The sequence below is a fragment of the Lacticaseibacillus jixiensis genome (genome assembly GCF_042847315.1).
Classification (GTDB): Bacteria; Bacillota; Bacilli; order Lactobacillales; family Lactobacillaceae; genus Lacticaseibacillus; species Lacticaseibacillus jixiensis.
The window spans coordinates 1-16,218 of record NZ_BAAFPR010000008.1 but is presented as its reverse complement, the minus strand read 5'-3'; the positions used below and the strand labels follow the sequence as shown (position 1 = coordinate 16,218).

Sequence of the window (16,218 nt, the reverse complement as noted above, 5' to 3'; positions counted from 1 at the left end):
GCGCCGATGCTTGCCCCGCGCGCCGAAGCAACGCCTGTCCGGACCGCCACGACTACGGTCTTCGTCTGATTGCGCAACCCAACAAAAAAGCTCCGCACCGCTGAAGAAGCGGTGCAGAGCCTTTTGTAAAATTACGATCAGATCTTAAGGAAGCGCCGCATGGAAACGACAGAACCTAACGCCCCGATCACGATACCGACTACGGCCAAAGCCAAGTCCAGCCAGAACAGGAACGGCATGTTCGGATACAAAGAATAACCGTTGGCAGCCGTCGTCAAGTCCGCATGTGAGTAAACCAATGAATAGCCTACATCGACCACGACCATCGGGATGACGGCCCCAAGCAACCCGGTCCATGCCCCTTCTAAGAGGAATGGCCAGCGAATATAGCCGTTGGTGGCCCCGACCAGCCGCATCACGCCGATTTCATCAGCCCGCGACAAGATCGTGATCCGAATCGTGTTAGAAATCAGGAACACCGCCACAAACAGCAACAGTGCCGTGAACCCAATACCCCAACGCTGAATGGTATCGACTGTCTTAAACAGTTTCTTGGCAGTGGTACCACCGTAAGAAGCTTCCGAAACATGATCGAGTTTTTCGGCTTTCTTGGCCACAGCAATCGTAGCTTTAGGATCTTTGGTGTCGACTAAGAACACATTGTTCAACGGATTCTTGTCGCCAGAGAACATGTTCCACTGTTGGCCATAACTGCCAACGATGGTATCAAGTTCCTTCTTGGCCGAGCGGTACTTGACCGTTTTGACTTGCGACATGTCCTTGAGCTTATTTTTCAAAGCGGCTTCTTGCTTGGCAGTGGTGCCGCGTTCGACATAAACCCGCACCCGCACGTCGTTTTCCACTTGATGCGAGATCCGGTTGACGTTGAGCAGCAACGCCATGAAAATGCCGACTAAAAGCAAGGTAACTGTCACTGCAGAAACTGCCGCTACAGACATCCAGCCATTGCGACGCAAGGACTTCCAAGAGTCTTTCAAGTGGCGCTTGAATACATTAGGCTTCACTTTGATAACTCCCTTCCTTGTCGTCACGGATGATCCGACCACCGGCGATTTCTAAGACCCGGTGTGTGTGTTCATCCACCATTTGTTGGTTATGCGTCGCCATGATCACCGTCGTGCCATTAGCATGGACCTTCTCCAGGATCTCCATGATCCCTTCGGCAGTTTCCGGATCAAGGTTACCAGTTGGTTCATCGGCGATGACGATCTTTGGCTTGTTAACGATGGCCCGCGCAATGGAAACCCGCTGTTGTTCCCCACCAGACAATTCAGACGGGAAGCGGCGAATCTTCTGTTCCAAACCAACTAAGCGCAAGACTTCTTGCACCCGCGGGCGAATGTCTTTGTCAGGCGTTTCGATGACTTGCATCGCATAAGCGACGTTCTCGTATACCGTCAAGCGCGGCAATAACTTGAAATCCTGGAACACGATGCCCAGCTGCCGGCGCATGAACGGCACTTCAGCCGGCTTCATGGTCGCGAAATCATAGTCATTGATCACAATGGTCCCTTCAGTAGGAATCAATTCATGATACAGCATCTTGATAAAAGTGGACTTACCGGCCCCACTAGGCCCGATCACATAGACGAATTCACCGGGTTCAACGGTAATATTCAAGTCTTTCATCGCGATGACGCCATTATTGTACTTCATCATCACGTTCTTCATTTGAATCATGCTTGTGTCTCCTTACAGCATTGACGTTGGCACCCAATGATGCCTTGCGCTACCCAGTATAACAGCCGTATACAACAAGACGATTGCAGTCACATTACAAAATCACACCGCGCATTCATTCGCGTTTTCACAACGGGTCAATTCGGGTTCTCGGTGGATAGCTGCCATTGCAAATAAGCGTAGATAAACGGGTTCAAATCCCCGTCCATCACGGCTTGGCCATTGCCCGTTTCGTAATTGGAGCGGTGGTCTTTAACCATGGTATACGGGTGGAAAACATACGAGCGGATCTGCGAGCCAAACGCCACATCCAGCTGCTGGCCTTTGATGGCGGCAGCTTCTTGGGCTTTCTTCTCTTGTTCGCGGGTGTATAACTTCGCCTTCAACATCCCCATCGCCGTGGCTTTGTTCTGAAATTGCGAACGCTGCGCTTGGCTGGATACGACGATGCCGGTAGGGATATGGATCAAGCGCACCGCCGAACTGGTTTTGTTGATATGCTGACCACCGGCACCACTGGAGCGAAAGACTTCCATTTTGATGTCTTCGGGACGAATATCGATGTCGATGGAGTTGTCCAATTCAGGCATCACATCCACTGAAGCAAACGACGTATGGCGCCGCCCTGCCGAGTCAAAAGGCGAGATCCGCACTAAACGGTGAACGCCTTTTTCACTGCGCAGCATGCCATAAGCATTCTCGCCTTCGATCAACAAGGTCACCGACTTGATGCCGGCCTCATCGCCGGCCAAGTAATCAGCCACTTCGACTTTGTAGCCGTTCTGATCAGCCCAGCGTTGATACATCCGCAACAACATGCTGCCCCAGTCTTGGGATTCCGTGCCGCCAGCGCCAGGATGGATTTCCAAGATCGCGTTGTTGGCGTCATATTTCCCGTTCAACAGCAGCGCCATTTCGTAGGTGTTCATGTGTTCTTGCAAGGCTGCCAAGTCGTGTTCAAACTCCGCTTGCATGTCGGCATCTGGTTCTTCTTGTAACAATTCCAGCGACACGTCAAGGTCATCGAGCTTATTGGCCAAGGCGTAGAAGTTGTCGTGCTTGGTTTTCAACACGTTGTTGGCATTGATCACCTTCTGCGCGGCTTCTTGGTCATTCCAGAAATCCGGTTCCGCCATGCGGCCTTCATTCTCAGAGATGCGTTCGTTCAGCGCATCGAGGTCAAAGAGACCCCCTGAACTGATTTATTTTGGTACGTAATTGCGCAAGCAAGTTGCGCGCTTCTGCTAATTCCATGAAAAATTCTCCTTTAAAAAATGCTCGTGATGGCTGACTGGCCGGGCAAGGGTTGCTGCGCGGCGTGGGAAAAGCGGCGGCGCAGGCAGTGCGGCCGGCTTCAACCGCGCTGAAAAACGCGCGTTTTACGCCTAAGAATCGAGCCAGGCGCTCGCTGCGCTCACCTGCCTGTCTCGATTCTTGCCGCGATCAGCCCAGAAAGCCAAGCAAAGCCCGCTTGTCTTACTGGGCTGATCGTTTCACGGCCTGACCGTCGCTTTCCCCACGCCACTTCGCAACCCTTACCCTACTTTAGCCGTAATAAGTTAGAATTTTGTCAGATCAATATTCAATCAACATCCATCACGTTTCGAAATACACTCCGAAGGAACCGGTGCCTGGTGGCCGCAGTGCGCGGAGGTCAGATGGCGTCAGGGGTGTCGTTGTTCTTAGCACCGGAGCGCAACGCGCGCAGGCGCTTAGAACAAGGCGCGCAGGCGAGATCCACTCGACATACGCAGCGCAGCGGAGATGTCGCGTTAGCTCGCCTGCCGCCCACCCCGTTCCACGCCATCTGACCGGAGCGCAATGCGGCCACCAGACACCGGTTCCGGCCCGCTTTGGTTTGTAACAGGCAAAAGGTCGAGCGCTGGCCCGACCTTTTGTGATTAGCGGCGGATGTTTTGACGGATCTCGGCTTTCATGAACAGACGGGTCACGTCTTCATCCATGTGCGCGATCATTTCTTCAAACATTCGGTAGGCTTCTTCTTGATATTCGACCAACGGGTTCATTTGGCCGTAACCGCGCAACCCAACGGATTGACGCAGTTGGTCTAAGACATCGATATGGTCGGTCCACAAGGAATCGACGACCCGCAAGATCACGACTTTCTCAAATTCAAGCATCTGCGCACTATCACCTAACTGCTTTAACTTCTGTTCGTAGTTGGCTTCGGCGAGTTCTTCGATGTGCTTGATCAAGCCGTCTTGCGTTGGCTGACGGCCAAACAAGGCTTCTTTGGAAATGGTTTCTGGGCTGACCATGTTGTTGGTGACGTAATCGTAAATCGCATCCAGCTCCCACTTGTCGCGGTCGCCTTGGGTGTGCAATTGCACGATGCGGGTGATGCAGCGATCGATCATCGCCATCAAAACAGGCTTAAGTGTTTCATCTTCATTGATGACTTGTTGACGCTGCTTGTAAATGACTTCGCGCTGTTCACGCATGACATCATCATATTGCAAGGTGTTCTTACGGGTATCGTAGTTGTTACCTTCGACCCGCTTTTGCGCAGATTCAACCGAACGCGAAATCATCCGCGACTTGATCACTTGTTCGTCGTCTTCCAGCTTGAAGCGATCCAGCATGGCCTTGATGCGATCAGAACCGAAGCGCTTCATCAAATCGTCTTCCAACGACAGATAGAATTGCGTCGAACCCGGATCACCTTGGCGACCGGAACGGCCCCGCAACTGGTTGTCGATCCGTCGAGATTCATGACGTTCAGTCCCAATAACGGCCAAGCCGCCGACTTCTTTGACGCCAGGGCCGAGTTTGATATCAGTCCCCCGCCCAGCCATGTTAGTGGCAATGGTCACGGCACCGCGTTGGCCGGCATTCATAACGATCTCGGCTTCACGCGCATGGTTCTTGGCGTTCAAGACGGAATGCGGAATGCCTTCTTCATCAAGCATCTTGGATAAGCGTTCGGAAGATTCGATCGCAACGGTACCAACCAAGATCGGTTGGCCCTTGGCGTGGCGCTTTTTGATGTCTTCAGTGACGGCTTTGAACTTGGATTCCAAAGTCGGATACAAGATATCTGGTGCGTCGACCCGGGCGATCGGGCGGTTAGTTGGAATCGACAACACGTTCATATTGTAGATTTCGCGGAATTCTTCTTCTTCAGTCTTAGCCGTACCAGTCATCCCAGCCAGCTTGTTGTACATCCGGAAGAAGTTCTGATAGGTGATGGTCGCCATGGTTTGGTTCTCATCTTGGATCTCGACGCCTTCTTTGGCTTCGATGGCTTGATGCAAGCCGTCGGAGAAGCGCCGGCCTTCCATGGCCCGGCCGGTGAAGGAATCAACGATCAAGACTTCACCGTCTTTGACCATGTAGTCGATATCTTTGAGCATGATGTAATTGGCCCGCAGCGCCTGATCCATATGGTGGGTCAAGGCGGTGTTTTCGGTGTCATACAAGTTCTTCAAGCCAAAAGTCTTCTCGGCTTTGCGGATCCCTTGTTCCGTCAAGCTGATGGTCTTAGTCGGCCAGTCGATCTTGTAATCATCGTCTTCTTTAAGGGTCTTAACGAAGCGGTCAGCGCGGATATATAACCCGTTAGACTTCTCGGCGCCGCCTGAAATGATCAAAGGCGTCCGCGCTTCATCGATTAAAATAGAGTCAACTTCATCGACGATGGCGTAGTTTAATTCGCGCTGCACCATTTGCTGCTTATAAACAACCATGTTGTCACGCAGGTAATCAAACCCAAGCTCCGCGTTAGTCGAGTAAGTAATGTCGGCGTTATACGCTTCACGCTTCTCGTCGCTGGACTTGTCGTGAGTGTTTAAGCCCACCGAAAGGCCCATCCAGTTGTACAATTCGCCCATTTCTGTGGCGTCACGCGCAGACAGGTATTCGTTGACGGTGACCACATGGACCCCGTGGCCTGCCAAGGCGTTCAAGTACACTGGCATGGTAGCGGTCAAGGTTTTCCCTTCACCAGTTTTCATTTCGGCGATGTTGCCTTCATGTAAGGTGATCCCACCAATAATCTGCACCCGAAATGGGAACAGCCCAAGGACCCGCTTGGCCCCTTCGCGAACTGCTGCGAAGGCTTCAGGCAGGATATCATCCAGAGTTTCGCCGTTTTGCAGGCGTTGTTTGAACGCCGGCGTTTTAGCTTGTAATTCTTCGTCGCTTAATGCGGCCATTTCTTGTTCATGCGCGATGACTTTATCGGCGATCTTGCCGATGCGGTTAACCTCGCGTTTATCGTTTTCGACCCATTTTCTAAGTGGATTTGCCATTGATTAATTTCCCTTCTGTCAAAAAATGTACACGTACTGACAGTATCGTATCTATTCTAGCATTGATCAGCCCAATTGGAAACCTGACGACACGTTTGTCATATAATTCACATGTTACGCCAACAAGCGCCTGCCATGATAATTATCTCATCGATCCATCACAGTCATGTCACCACCGCTTAATTCTGTCTCAAGCGGCAGTCCGGCAAATACTGGTATCATAACATGTCGCTATCACCCGATTCTGCGACGGATCGGGGGTGATACTTTTGAATGACATCTTTTCTGCGCTTGTTGGGCCACTTGTGGTTGAGTTACTCGCGGTCGCTTTCGACCACTGGCTAGCAAAGCACCACAACCACAAGGATTAGCGACACCCTAGTTTTGTTTCAGGAAGAGGATACGCTCTAGCAGGCGCCCTCTTTTTTTGACGCAAAAAAACCGCACGTCTAGCAGGCCGTGCGGCTCGGTGATATTTTGAACAACATCTTTTCTGACATGATTGTACAATAATCCCCGATGTGCCGCAAGCGCTGCTTGCAGGACATTCGAGTCCTTCGTTGCCCATCCAAAAGGCCGCGCATCTGCGCGGCCTCCTTAATTATTCGTCAGTTTCGATCAAGCCATAGCGGCCGTCGCGGCGCTTGTAGACAATGCTGGTACCGCTGGTTTCGGCATCTTCAAAGATGAAGAAGTTGTGGCCCAACATGTCCATTTGCAACACGGCTTCTTGAGAATCCATCGGCTTCAAGGAGACGCGCTTAGTGCGAACCACTTGCAATGGATCTTCATCCACAGACTCAGCGTCTTCAGGCGCCACTTGGATCGGTTCCAGGCCCTTCTCACGCGACTTGCGATTGATCTTGGTCTTGTACTTGCGGACTTGCCGTTCCAGCTTATCAGTCACCAAGTCAACGCTGGCATACAGATCAGGGCTGGTTTCTTCGGCACGCAAGGTCAGATACGACAGCGGGATGGTCACTTCGACCTTCGCCGTCTTGTCGGGGTAAACTTTCAGATTCACATGCGCGATCGCTTGCACTGAGTTATCGAAAAACTTATTGAGCTTGCTGATCCGTTTCTCGACGTAAGCTCGAATCGCATCAGTAACCTCGATATTTTCGCCACGAACGTTGTATGTTAGCATGACACTTCTCCCCTTTCATCCGTATCACGATCGCCGTGATACGTGGACGGAGGGGCTTTGGCAGCCCTTCCATCTCCTTGACTTTATTATAGCCGAAACCGCCGTCAGACACAAACCATAATTCGTGAAAAGTTTACTAAACTATTAGCGAATTAATGTCCGACTGATGATTTTCCCACTAAAACCGCCGGCGCGCAACGCGTCTGCGGCGTGATACAACGTGCGCCCGGTGGTGTACAAATCATCTAATAAGCATATCGTGTGTACCTTGCCAGATTCCACCTCAGCCGCCAAGCTAAAACTCTGCGGCGTTTGCATGCGCCCGGCGCGATCTTTCTTGGCTTGCGGCAGCACAGTGTCGGCTTTGTGCAGCCAATGCTTCAACGGCAAATGGCCAAACAAGCCGGCCACCGGATCAAAGCCGCGCACGGCGTAATGTTTGGCTTCAGTGGGGATCGGTACCAAAACCATCCCGCGCTGAGTTAATTGCAGCTGCGGGCTGAATGCTTCATGCAAACGCCAATCGCCTAGGCCTTTGTATTGTTGAATGAACGCCTTCATTGCGGCGTTATACGTAAACACCGCTTGATTGTGCAGCAACGTTTCGCCCATTTGCACCCAGCGCTGACAATCATGACAAAGCGTTGGGGAATCAGCCCGACCACAGCCTGGGCAAGCTTGAGCTTGATCAATGGCTTCAAATTGGCGCAAACAAGTCGCGCACAGCCGCGGCAGCAGCAATGCGTGAGTTGTCAATAGCTGGGCCAGTTGCCATTGCATCACGATCGGCTGTTGGCATAACAAACATTTCACGGTTAGCCCTCCATTGCATTCAGCAGCTTGATTTCGCGAATCGCCAATTGGATACTGCGAGTGTAATGCCGCGCCACATACACCACCGGATCATCCGGTGAACTTGCCGCACGCCCGGCTCGGCCGGCCATTTGAATCAGCGCCGCTTGGCCGAAACGTGGCGAATCTGCAGCCAATACCACCACGGCACAATGCGGGATCGTCACGCCACGCTCTAAGATCGTGGTAGCCACTAACACTTGCAACTCACCGGCACGAAACGCCGCAACTTTCTCGGCGCGCTGGGGATCATTGGCATGCACGCCGGCCACTGCCACGCCAAGCACGTCAGTTAATGTTTTGGTCAACGCCGCCAGCCATGAAATATCTGGTACGAATACCAACACCTGGTAGTCGCCGACCCACTGGTTAAGCTGGGTGCGGATTTTGCCAGTTAGGCGCTGAGGCGGCGTGGCCAATTGTACTTGCGGCACCGGCAGCGGATAGCCATGAAAGCGCCGCGGCAAGACGCTGTGGCCCAAACGGCGCAAAGCTTGAGGCGGCGTGGCACTCAGCCACACTTTCGCACCGCGGGCTGCAGCGTTGACAGCATGGGCCAAGGCTTGATCATGAGCAAAAGGAAACGCGTCGACTTCATCAACGACTAACAGATCAAACGCCTGATAATATCGCAACAATTGATGCGTGGTGCATACCACCAACGGACAATCTTGCGTCGGCCAAGGCGCGCCGCCATAGCGCACGGCCATGGCGGTGTGGGCAAAAGCCGCTTGCAAGCGCGGCGCCAACTCCCGCACCACATCCACTCTAGGGGCTGCCACTGCCACCCGCTGGCCTTGGGCAAGCACTGACGCGATGGCGGCAAAAAGCATCTCGGTTTTGCCAGCGCCAGTCACCGCCCACAACAAATAATCTTGTCCTGCAGCCACTGCCGCAACCAAGCGCGCTGACGCTTGGGCCTGCGCTTTAGTCAGTTGGCCTGACCAAGTCATCGCCGTTGGTGCCACAGGCGGTGCGGCGAAGCGATACAGCCAATCACCGCTGGTCACGCGCCCTAAATTAATGCACGCCGGACAATATCGCTCACCATTAGGCAGCGCGATTAATTGCGCATTACCGCAGCGCTGACAATGCCCTTGCGCATCCACAGCAGCCACGCGCTGTGCTAAACTTAAGTCACTAGTCACATCTGCTTGAAGCAACTGCATCCCCGCATACCGCATAAGGAGCCTCCCATGACCTATCGTACGATCAAACAAGCCGGCCAACATGAACTGATCATCAAGAAGTCGTGCTTCATCACCCAACTGCAACCCATCCAAAGCGTTGACGACGCCCAAGCCTTCATCGCTGCGGTCAAGAAAACGCACTATAAAGCCAACCACAACGTCTCCGCATATTTATTAGGCGATGATGATCACATCCAACGCGCCACCGATGACGGCGAACCTTCTGGTACCGCCGGCGTGCCGATGCTCACCAGCCTGCAGCAGCTGCAATTGCATGATGTGGTCGCCGTGACCACGCGCTATTTTGGCGGGATCAAGCTTGGCGCCGGCGGCTTGATCCGCGCTTATGCCGATTCAGTGGTCGAAGCCGTGCATGCTGTCGGCATCATCCAGCGCGTGCCGATGCAAGCTGTCACCATTCACATCACCTATGCGCAACTAGGCGCGGTGCAGCACTGGCTGGATGAACAAGCAATCACCCCGTCAAATATTGTATACGCGGAGAATGTTACGGTTTACTGCGCAGTCGACGAAACTTTTCTGCCAACGCTGCAACAGGCACTGACTGACTTGTTGGCTGGACAAGTGACGATTGAAATCGGCGACGCGATTGCTGGGTGGCAGGATGTGGAATAAGCAAGTGTCAATCGGCAGCGTCACTTGCCACTAAGCAACGTCAAACAGCGCCGCCTAACGATTCAAGTGCAGAATCGTTGGGTGGCGCTGCTGTTGTTTTATTAAAGCCGTAAAACGTCCAGCTGGCATTTCCGCTGAGGACACAGGCCATATTTTCAGATATTACCTGTATCCTCAACCGAAATGCGGCCCAATATTACTGTTTGTGCTGCGCATATTGGTCCTCAACTTGCGCCTTTTGCGCTTGCCACCAGTCACGATGCATGCGATACCAATCGATTGTCGCCTGCAATCTTGCTTCAAAATCAGTAAAGTGCGGTTGCCAGCCCAGCTCAGTTTGCAGTTTTGTCGCATCAATGGCGTAACGCAAATCGTGCCCCGGTCGGTCGGCGACTTGTTCATAAGCAGTTGCTGGCTTGCCCATTAGTTGCAAGATCATACCCAGCACCGTGCGGTTATCGTGTTCGCCGTTAGCACCGATCAAATACGTCTCACCAATTTTTCCTTTGGTCAAGATCATCCATACTGCCGCTGAGTGGTCTTGGACATGGATCCAGTCGCGCACATTCTTGCCTTGCCCATAAAGTTTCGGCATGCGGCCAGTCAAGATATTGGTGATTTGCCGCGGGATGAATTTCTCAATATGCTGATACGGCCCATAATTGTTTGAGCAATTCGAAATCGTCGCCTGCACCCCAAACGACCGCGTCCAACCTTGCACCAGCATGTCAGAGGCGGCTTTAGTCGCCGCATAAGGACTCGAGGGATGATACCGCGACGCCGTGGTGAACGCCTCACCGGCACCAGTCGCCGCATCGCGCAGCGGCAAATCGCCATACACCTCATCTGTTGACACATGATGGAAGCGCACATCGTACTTGCGCGCCGCCTCCAGCAGCGTGTAAGTGCCAACCACATTCGCCTGCAGAAACGGTGTTGGATCTTGCAACGCATTATCATTGTGTGACTCTGCGGCAAAATGCACACAGGCATCGGCTTTGGCCATCAGCTGATCCACCAAGGCCGCATCACAAATGTCGCCAACAACCAATTGCACCTTGTCGCCTAACACATCCGCCAAGTTGGCCCGATTGCCGGCATAAGTCAGCTTGTCTAAAACTACCACCTGCACTGCCGGGTGCTGCTGATGAACATAATGCACAAAATTGGCACCGATAAATCCTGCACCACCTGTGACTAACAGCTTCACGATCAAATCCTCCTAGTTTACCTGCGCCGGGGTCAACGTGTCGGTTTCAAGATAATTCACACCCAAAGCCTTCAGCCGCTTGGCCACTGCCACATCGTTAACATGATACACATGCACCGCGATCCCGCTGGCTTGCATCAGTGCAATGATGCCAGGCGTAACATCCTCACTGGCTATTGAAAACAATGCATGCGGATATTGCTGCAAGGCTTGCAAAGTCACTTCCGGCGAGACACTTGGCGAATACAGCCACGTCACTTTCGCGTCTGGATAACGCTGCATGAACTGCCGCCGCACCGCAGCGTTGCTTAACACGAAAAATGATGACGCATATAACCCGTTGGCTTTCAGCTGGGCCACGACGCGATCAGTAAATTGAAGATCCTGCCAATTGCCTTTGCTGCCATCCAAGTTCACAAATAAGTGATCTGCCGCTGCCGTCGCTAAAGCCGCAGCTAAAGTTGGCACTTTGTTGGTCGTGCTTTTGCCATTTGGCCCTTTTAACGCCACGGCTTGGATCTGGCTTAACGTCAGCTGGCTTACCTTGCCAGTGCCAGTCGTGGTGCGATCAATGGTTTGATCATGCATCAAGACCTCATGATGGTCAGCAGTTTCTTGTACATCCAATTCCACCAAACCAAACCCGGCTTTGCCTGCCGCATTGATCGCCGCCAGCGAATTCTCTGGCGCATCAGTGTGCACGCCGCGATGAGCAGATAAGGCAAAGCCGGGTTGGGGCGCTTGATCGATGATTTTTGCAGCCGCAGCATTCAAGTACCCCAGCCAACGATCAGCCGCATCATACACTGAATAATAAATCGTGCCATTAAGGTGGCGATATTTCCCCGCGGTATGATAGGTCAACCCCAGCTTGGCAGAGGTGTGGCGGCCAAAGAAACTTTGCCACAGCGAATAGGCATGCACGATCTTGAGATAATGCGTATCGGCTAACCAAGCGCCTTGTGGTCCGGCGGCAGCCTTGGTCGCCAAGGTGTTGACATAACCATGCCATTTGCCTTGTGCATCATACACCGAAACATACTGCGCGCCTGACAGCGCATGATATTCCCCGGTGACGTGATAAGTCAGCGGGGTGATCGACTTGCTTTGGCCTTGATAGAAACTGCGCCACAGCGGGTAGCTGCTATCAACGACAGTGACATAACGATTGGCTTTCAACCATGCGCCTTGGCTGCCTTGGCCTTTAATCACAGCAGCTTGATTAAGATAGCCGCACCAGCGGCGCTTAGCGTCATACAGCGACAAATAAGTACTGCCGTTAGCGGCATAATAGATCCCTGTGGCATGATAAGTTTGTTGATAATTCTGGGTGGTGCTGCCAAAGCGGCTGCCAAAGAAGCTGCGCCAGAAAGGATAGCCGCGCTTGGTGGTGGTCACATATTGATCAGTTTTGTGCCACAAGCCTTGAACCCCTGGTGCGGATTTTGTCGCCTTGGCGTTTGAATAACCAAACCACTTGCCTTGCGTATTGTACAGCGAATAGTAAGTGTTGCCGTTTTGGTGAACATAACGCCCTTTCGCCAAGAAAGTTCGGTGAAGCAGCTTTTTGGTCGCACCACGCTTTTGCCAATAAAAACTCGACCACGTGGTGTAATTTCCGCTGACGATCGTGACATAGCGGCCATCTGCATGATATGCCCCTTGCGCCGGCTTACCTGCGCCTGTCCCGATCAGCAACAACAACATCAAGCAGCCGCAAAGCCATAGTTTATCCCATCTTTTATGCACGATGTCCCCCTGTATTCCGTCTTTGATTCTATCACATCCCCTGAGTTCACCGACACAAAAAGCTCGCCTTAGCGACGAGCTTCTTTGTGGATCATTTCTGCTGCTTGGGTTGCAATTCGGCGGCTAACTTCAACAAGTAAGCACGCAATTGATCCTTCACTTCAGGATGGGTCAAGCCATATTCAATGGTGGTTTTCACAAAGCCAAACTTATTGCCGACATCAAAGCGCTGGCCGGTAAACTCATGGGCAAATACGCGCTGGGTCCGATTCAACGTATCGATTGCATCGGTAAGCTGGATCTCGCCGCCAAGGCCAGGCTTTTGTTGGTCCAACACATCAAAGATCTCTGGTGTCAATAAATAGCGGCCGATGATGGCCAAATCTGATGGCGCTTCGTCGATTGACGGCTTTTCAACAAACTTCTTGACGTTAAACAAACCTGGTGCGATCTCCGATTCCGGATCGATCACGCCATAAGCCGAAACATCGGTGTGCGGTACCTTCTTAACAGCCAGAATCGATGCATGGGTTTGATCATAAGCATTGATCAATTGTTTGGTCAATGGTACCTTATCTTTCATCAAGTCGTCGCCTAGCATCACCACAAACGGCTCATCGGCAATGAACGACTTAGCCAAGCGTACGGCATCCCCTAAGCCTTTGGGATAAGGTTGACGCACAAAGAATAAATTCACCCCGATATCAGTGGTTTGATGAACCAGGTCAAGCAGCTTGGTTTTGCCTTTAGCTTCAAGATTCTGTTCAAGTTCTGGGGCCGAATCAAAGTGATCTTCGATAGAACGCTTGGACTTGCCTTCCACGATCAGAATGTCTTCGATGCCGCTGGCTTTAGCTTCTTCTACGATAAACTGGATCGTTGGCTTATCAACGATCGGTAACATTTCCTTAGCCAATGCTTTGGTCGCAGGCAGGAAGCGAGTCCCTAATCCTGCGGCGGGAATAACTGCTTTACGTACTTTCAACGTCAGGCCTCCTTGAATGAATGCCTTAAGTGTACCCGAAAAAGCACGAACAATAAAGCAGCGCTTCCAGGTGAGCGAATTCGGCTCATTCGATCATGGCGCTATGCTATACTTAATCTAACTGAAGTATCTTGAGGAGGCACCATCGTGACACAAACCTTGGCCATCATTATTCCTTGCCACAATGAGGAAGAGAACGTGCCGATTTTCTACCAAGCCGTTCAACGCACATTCGCCGACTTGCCTGATTATCGCCCAATCTTCTGGTACATCAATGACGGCTCTGTTGACCGCACCTTAGCTGAGATCAAACAGCTGCAGCTGACTGACCCTGATGTGCATTATATCGATTTCTCCCGCGGCTTCGGCAAAGAAGCCGGCATGTATGCCGGCTTGCAACATGCCAAAGCCGATTTATACACGATCATGGACGCCGATTTGCAAGATCCCCCGGAAATGCTTAAAGAAATGCTGGCCGGGATCCGCGAAGGCTATGAAATGGTCGGGGCTGCGCGCATGGATCGCACCGGCGAGCCGGTATTGCGCAGTTTCTTCTCCAATATGTTCTACAAGGTGATGAAACGGATCTCACAAGCCGATATCGTCCCTGGCGCACGCGACTTTCGGGTGATGACGCCTAAATATGTCAACGCCGTGTTATCCCTGAGCGAACACAACCGCTTCTCCAAAGGGATCTTTGGCTGGATCGGGTTCAAGTCCAAATATCTGCCTTATCAGAATGTCGAACGTCAACATGGCACAACGTCTTGGAGTTTCACCAGTCTTTTTCGCTATTCGCTGGATGGCATCATTGACTTCTCAGATGCCCCGCTGGCCTTCGTTTCTTGGGTTGGAATCACCAGCTTTGTCGTGGCCTTATTGGCTTTGATCTTCATCATTGTCCGTGCGGCGATCTTCGGTGATCCCACACCAGGTTGGCCGTCAATGGTGTCGATCTTCTTGATGATCGGCGGCTTGCAGTTGTTTGCCACCGGAATCTTGGGGCGCTATATTGGCAAGATCTACTTGGAAGTCAAGAATCGACCGATTTATATCGCAAATGAGATCAAATAAATTAAAACAATCCAGCAAGGCCAAAAGGTGGTCTTGCTGGATTGTTTGTTTAGTGTCAGCCAGCTTTAGCTGATTGCTGATTGATTTTGCCAACGTTTCATTAACTGCGTATAAGCTTGTACCGGATGAAACAACCACCTGGTCAGCCAAGAAACTGGCGGCGTCACACACAGCAAGACGATCACGACCGCGATAAGCAAGTTTGCCATGATCACACTGGGAATATATTGCGCAATGAATCGATCCAGATGCAGCACATCATTCACCAGGCGAATGAGCGGAATATGAAAAACATAAACTTGTAATGTTTTCGCCCCTATCCACACGAATGGCCCTTTGCCAACTGGCATCACCGCCGCGATCGCCATGATGATGACGATCACGCCAGTTTGAAAGATCAGCCGCATCACTGGACCATAACGCACGTATAAGTCCCCCATTTTGACGTAAGGCAGCCGACAAGTGAGCAAGCCCCAAGTCGACCCTAAATGCTCATATAAAGCCCACACCAGCACTGCCGTAACCACCAGTACAACACCGCCGAGCAGCGGCAGATACTTCGCATGCAGTTGTTCGGTCAACCATTGGGGATCAAATAAGTAGCCGAGATAGAAATATGGCAAGAACCCAATAAACCGTGCCGAAACCAAGGCGTCGCCAATAAACGGAAGATACGGCCCCAACAATGAAATTAAACCAACACCAATCAACACCCAACGATGATCGAACCGATCGACTAGTACTGCCCCTAATTCAAACCAGAACATCGCGAATAAATACCACGGGACACCAGATTCGGATAACAGTGAAAAAGCCGGCACTTGCGCCGGTGCCACGAGCCATTGCGCACCAAACAAGATCACTTTAGCAATCAGATAGTAACCAAGTAATTCAAATATCTTATTGAAGCGTCTTTGTTGAATATTGTGTTTTGCAAATAAGCCCGAGAGGAAAATAAAGGCCGGCATATGAAAGACGTAGATCCAATAGTCCAGTTGTGCTGTTCCGCCGCCGCTTGAGGCAACTCGATCTAGTAAGTGGCCGAACACGACCAAAACAATTAGCACTAACCTCATCCAATCCCAGCGATAGACCCGACTCATACGGCATCCTCCATTTATTACGTGTATTTTCTCATTGTACCCCCATATGTCAACACATTCTAAAAAAGCACAGGCTATCGCCAATATCTGGTAACCAAGCAAATTAACGCAAATTTATGACATCAATCCAGTTAACAAACATCACCCTGCCATCAACATGCATTAACTCATTCGTAAGCACCTAATAACAGACCGCCTATCCCTCTCAATTGCCAAGCGGTATCATGACCTCATCATAAGAATGGTGAGGTATTTATATGGACGAAGATCAACCCGAGATTGTTCGTATCAAGTTGGACG

At 51.6% G+C, this 16,218-nt stretch carries 13 protein-coding genes; 2 read left to right on the top strand and 11 right to left on the bottom strand.

Features of this window, described 5'->3' with window-relative positions; all coding sequences use genetic code 11:
• Nucleotides 1-137 precede the first annotated feature (137 nt).
• From ftsX to ACGG90_RS06685, 7 genes are all read right to left on the bottom strand, one after another.
• Nucleotides 138-1,025, bottom strand: coding sequence for a permease-like cell division protein FtsX (gene ftsX / locus ACGG90_RS06715; RefSeq protein WP_390407451.1), 888 nt, complete (start codon nt 1,023-1,025; stop codon nt 138-140).
• A complete protein-coding gene (ftsE, locus tag ACGG90_RS06710; RefSeq protein ID WP_390407449.1) occupies nt 1,015-1,701 on the bottom strand; it encodes a cell division ATP-binding protein FtsE in 687 nt (228 codons plus the stop codon). The genes ftsX and ftsE overlap by 11 nt, the downstream gene beginning before the upstream one ends.
• 137 nt (nt 1,702-1,838) lie before the next feature.
• A protein-coding gene (prfB, locus tag ACGG90_RS06705; protein WP_390407447.1) for a peptide chain release factor 2 occupies nt 1,839-2,955 on the bottom strand; the annotation gives its coding sequence in 2 pieces (ribosomal slippage) (nt 1,839-2,882 and nt 2,884-2,955; 1,116 coding nt in all).
• Nucleotides 2,956-3,602: 647 nt separating this feature from the next.
• On the bottom strand, nt 3,603-5,972 hold the full coding sequence (gene secA, locus ACGG90_RS06700) for a preprotein translocase subunit SecA (protein WP_390407444.1): 2,370 nt from the start codon (nt 5,970-5,972) through the stop codon (nt 3,603-3,605).
• Nucleotides 5,973-6,573: 601 nt separating this feature from the next.
• Nucleotides 6,574-7,119: a ribosome hibernation-promoting factor, HPF/YfiA family gene (gene hpf, locus ACGG90_RS06695; RefSeq protein ID WP_390407441.1), complete on the bottom strand. Its 546-nt coding sequence runs from the start codon at nt 7,117-7,119 to the stop codon at nt 6,574-6,576.
• 144 nt (nt 7,120-7,263) lie between these two features.
• Nucleotides 7,264-7,932, bottom strand: a complete 669-nt coding sequence (locus ACGG90_RS06690; RefSeq protein ID WP_390407438.1) for a ComF family protein — start codon at nt 7,930-7,932, stop codon at nt 7,264-7,266.
• 2 nt (nt 7,933-7,934) lie between these two features.
• On the bottom strand, nt 7,935-9,155 hold the full coding sequence (locus tag ACGG90_RS06685; RefSeq protein ID WP_390407435.1) for a helicase-related protein: 1,221 nt from the start codon (nt 9,153-9,155) through the stop codon (nt 7,935-7,937).
• A gap of 12 nt (nt 9,156-9,167) precedes the next feature.
• Here ACGG90_RS06685 and ACGG90_RS06680 point away from each other — a divergent pair, with 12 nt between their 5' ends.
• Nucleotides 9,168-9,797: a YigZ family protein gene (locus tag ACGG90_RS06680; RefSeq protein ID WP_390407432.1), complete on the top strand. Its 630-nt coding sequence runs from the start codon at nt 9,168-9,170 to the stop codon at nt 9,795-9,797.
• Between the two features lie 196 nt (nt 9,798-9,993).
• On the opposite strand, the gene rfbB is transcribed toward ACGG90_RS06680, so the two are convergent.
• The 3 genes from rfbB to galU form a co-directional block, all read right to left on the bottom strand.
• Nucleotides 9,994-11,007: a dTDP-glucose 4,6-dehydratase gene (rfbB, locus tag ACGG90_RS06675; RefSeq protein WP_390407430.1), complete on the bottom strand. Its 1,014-nt coding sequence runs from the start codon at nt 11,005-11,007 to the stop codon at nt 9,994-9,996.
• Nucleotides 11,008-11,019: 12 nt separating this feature from the next.
• Nucleotides 11,020-12,756, bottom strand: a complete 1,737-nt coding sequence (locus ACGG90_RS06670; protein WP_390407427.1) for a glycerophosphodiester phosphodiesterase — start codon at nt 12,754-12,756, stop codon at nt 11,020-11,022.
• Between the two features lie 91 nt (nt 12,757-12,847).
• Complete coding sequence (galU, locus tag ACGG90_RS06665; protein ID WP_390407424.1) at nt 12,848-13,741, bottom strand: UTP--glucose-1-phosphate uridylyltransferase GalU; 894 nt, start codon at nt 13,739-13,741, stop codon at nt 12,848-12,850.
• Between the two features lie 147 nt (nt 13,742-13,888).
• Here galU and ACGG90_RS06660 point away from each other — a divergent pair, with 147 nt between their 5' ends.
• Nucleotides 13,889-14,815, top strand: coding sequence for a glycosyltransferase family 2 protein (locus tag ACGG90_RS06660; RefSeq protein WP_390407421.1), 927 nt, complete (start codon nt 13,889-13,891; stop codon nt 14,813-14,815).
• A gap of 65 nt (nt 14,816-14,880) precedes the next feature.
• On the opposite strand, the gene ACGG90_RS06655 is transcribed toward ACGG90_RS06660, so the two are convergent.
• A complete protein-coding gene (locus ACGG90_RS06655; protein WP_390407419.1) occupies nt 14,881-15,918 on the bottom strand; it encodes an acyltransferase family protein in 1,038 nt (345 codons plus the stop codon).
• Nucleotides 15,919-16,218 lie beyond the last annotated feature (300 nt).

Excerpts from the sequence above, each read along its gene's own strand:
- ACGG90_RS06685 (WP_390407435.1), bottom strand. The coding sequence starts at position 9,155 with ATGCGGTATGCGGGGATGCAGTTGCTTCAAGCAGATGTGACTAGTGAC.
- ACGG90_RS06655 (WP_390407419.1), bottom strand. The coding sequence starts at position 15,918 with ATGAGTCGGGTCTATCGCTGGGATTGGATGAGGTTAGTGCTAATTGTT.
- ACGG90_RS06680 (WP_390407432.1), top strand. The coding sequence starts at position 9,168 with ATGACCTATCGTACGATCAAACAAGCCGGCCAACATGAACTGATCATC.
- hpf (WP_390407441.1), bottom strand. The coding sequence starts at position 7,119 with ATGCTAACATACAACGTTCGTGGCGAAAATATCGAGGTTACTGATGCG.
- secA (WP_390407444.1), bottom strand. The coding sequence starts at position 5,972 with ATGGCAAATCCACTTAGAAAATGGGTCGAAAACGATAAACGCGAGGTT.
- ftsE (WP_390407449.1), bottom strand. The coding sequence starts at position 1,701 with ATGATTCAAATGAAGAACGTGATGATGAAGTACAATAATGGCGTCATC.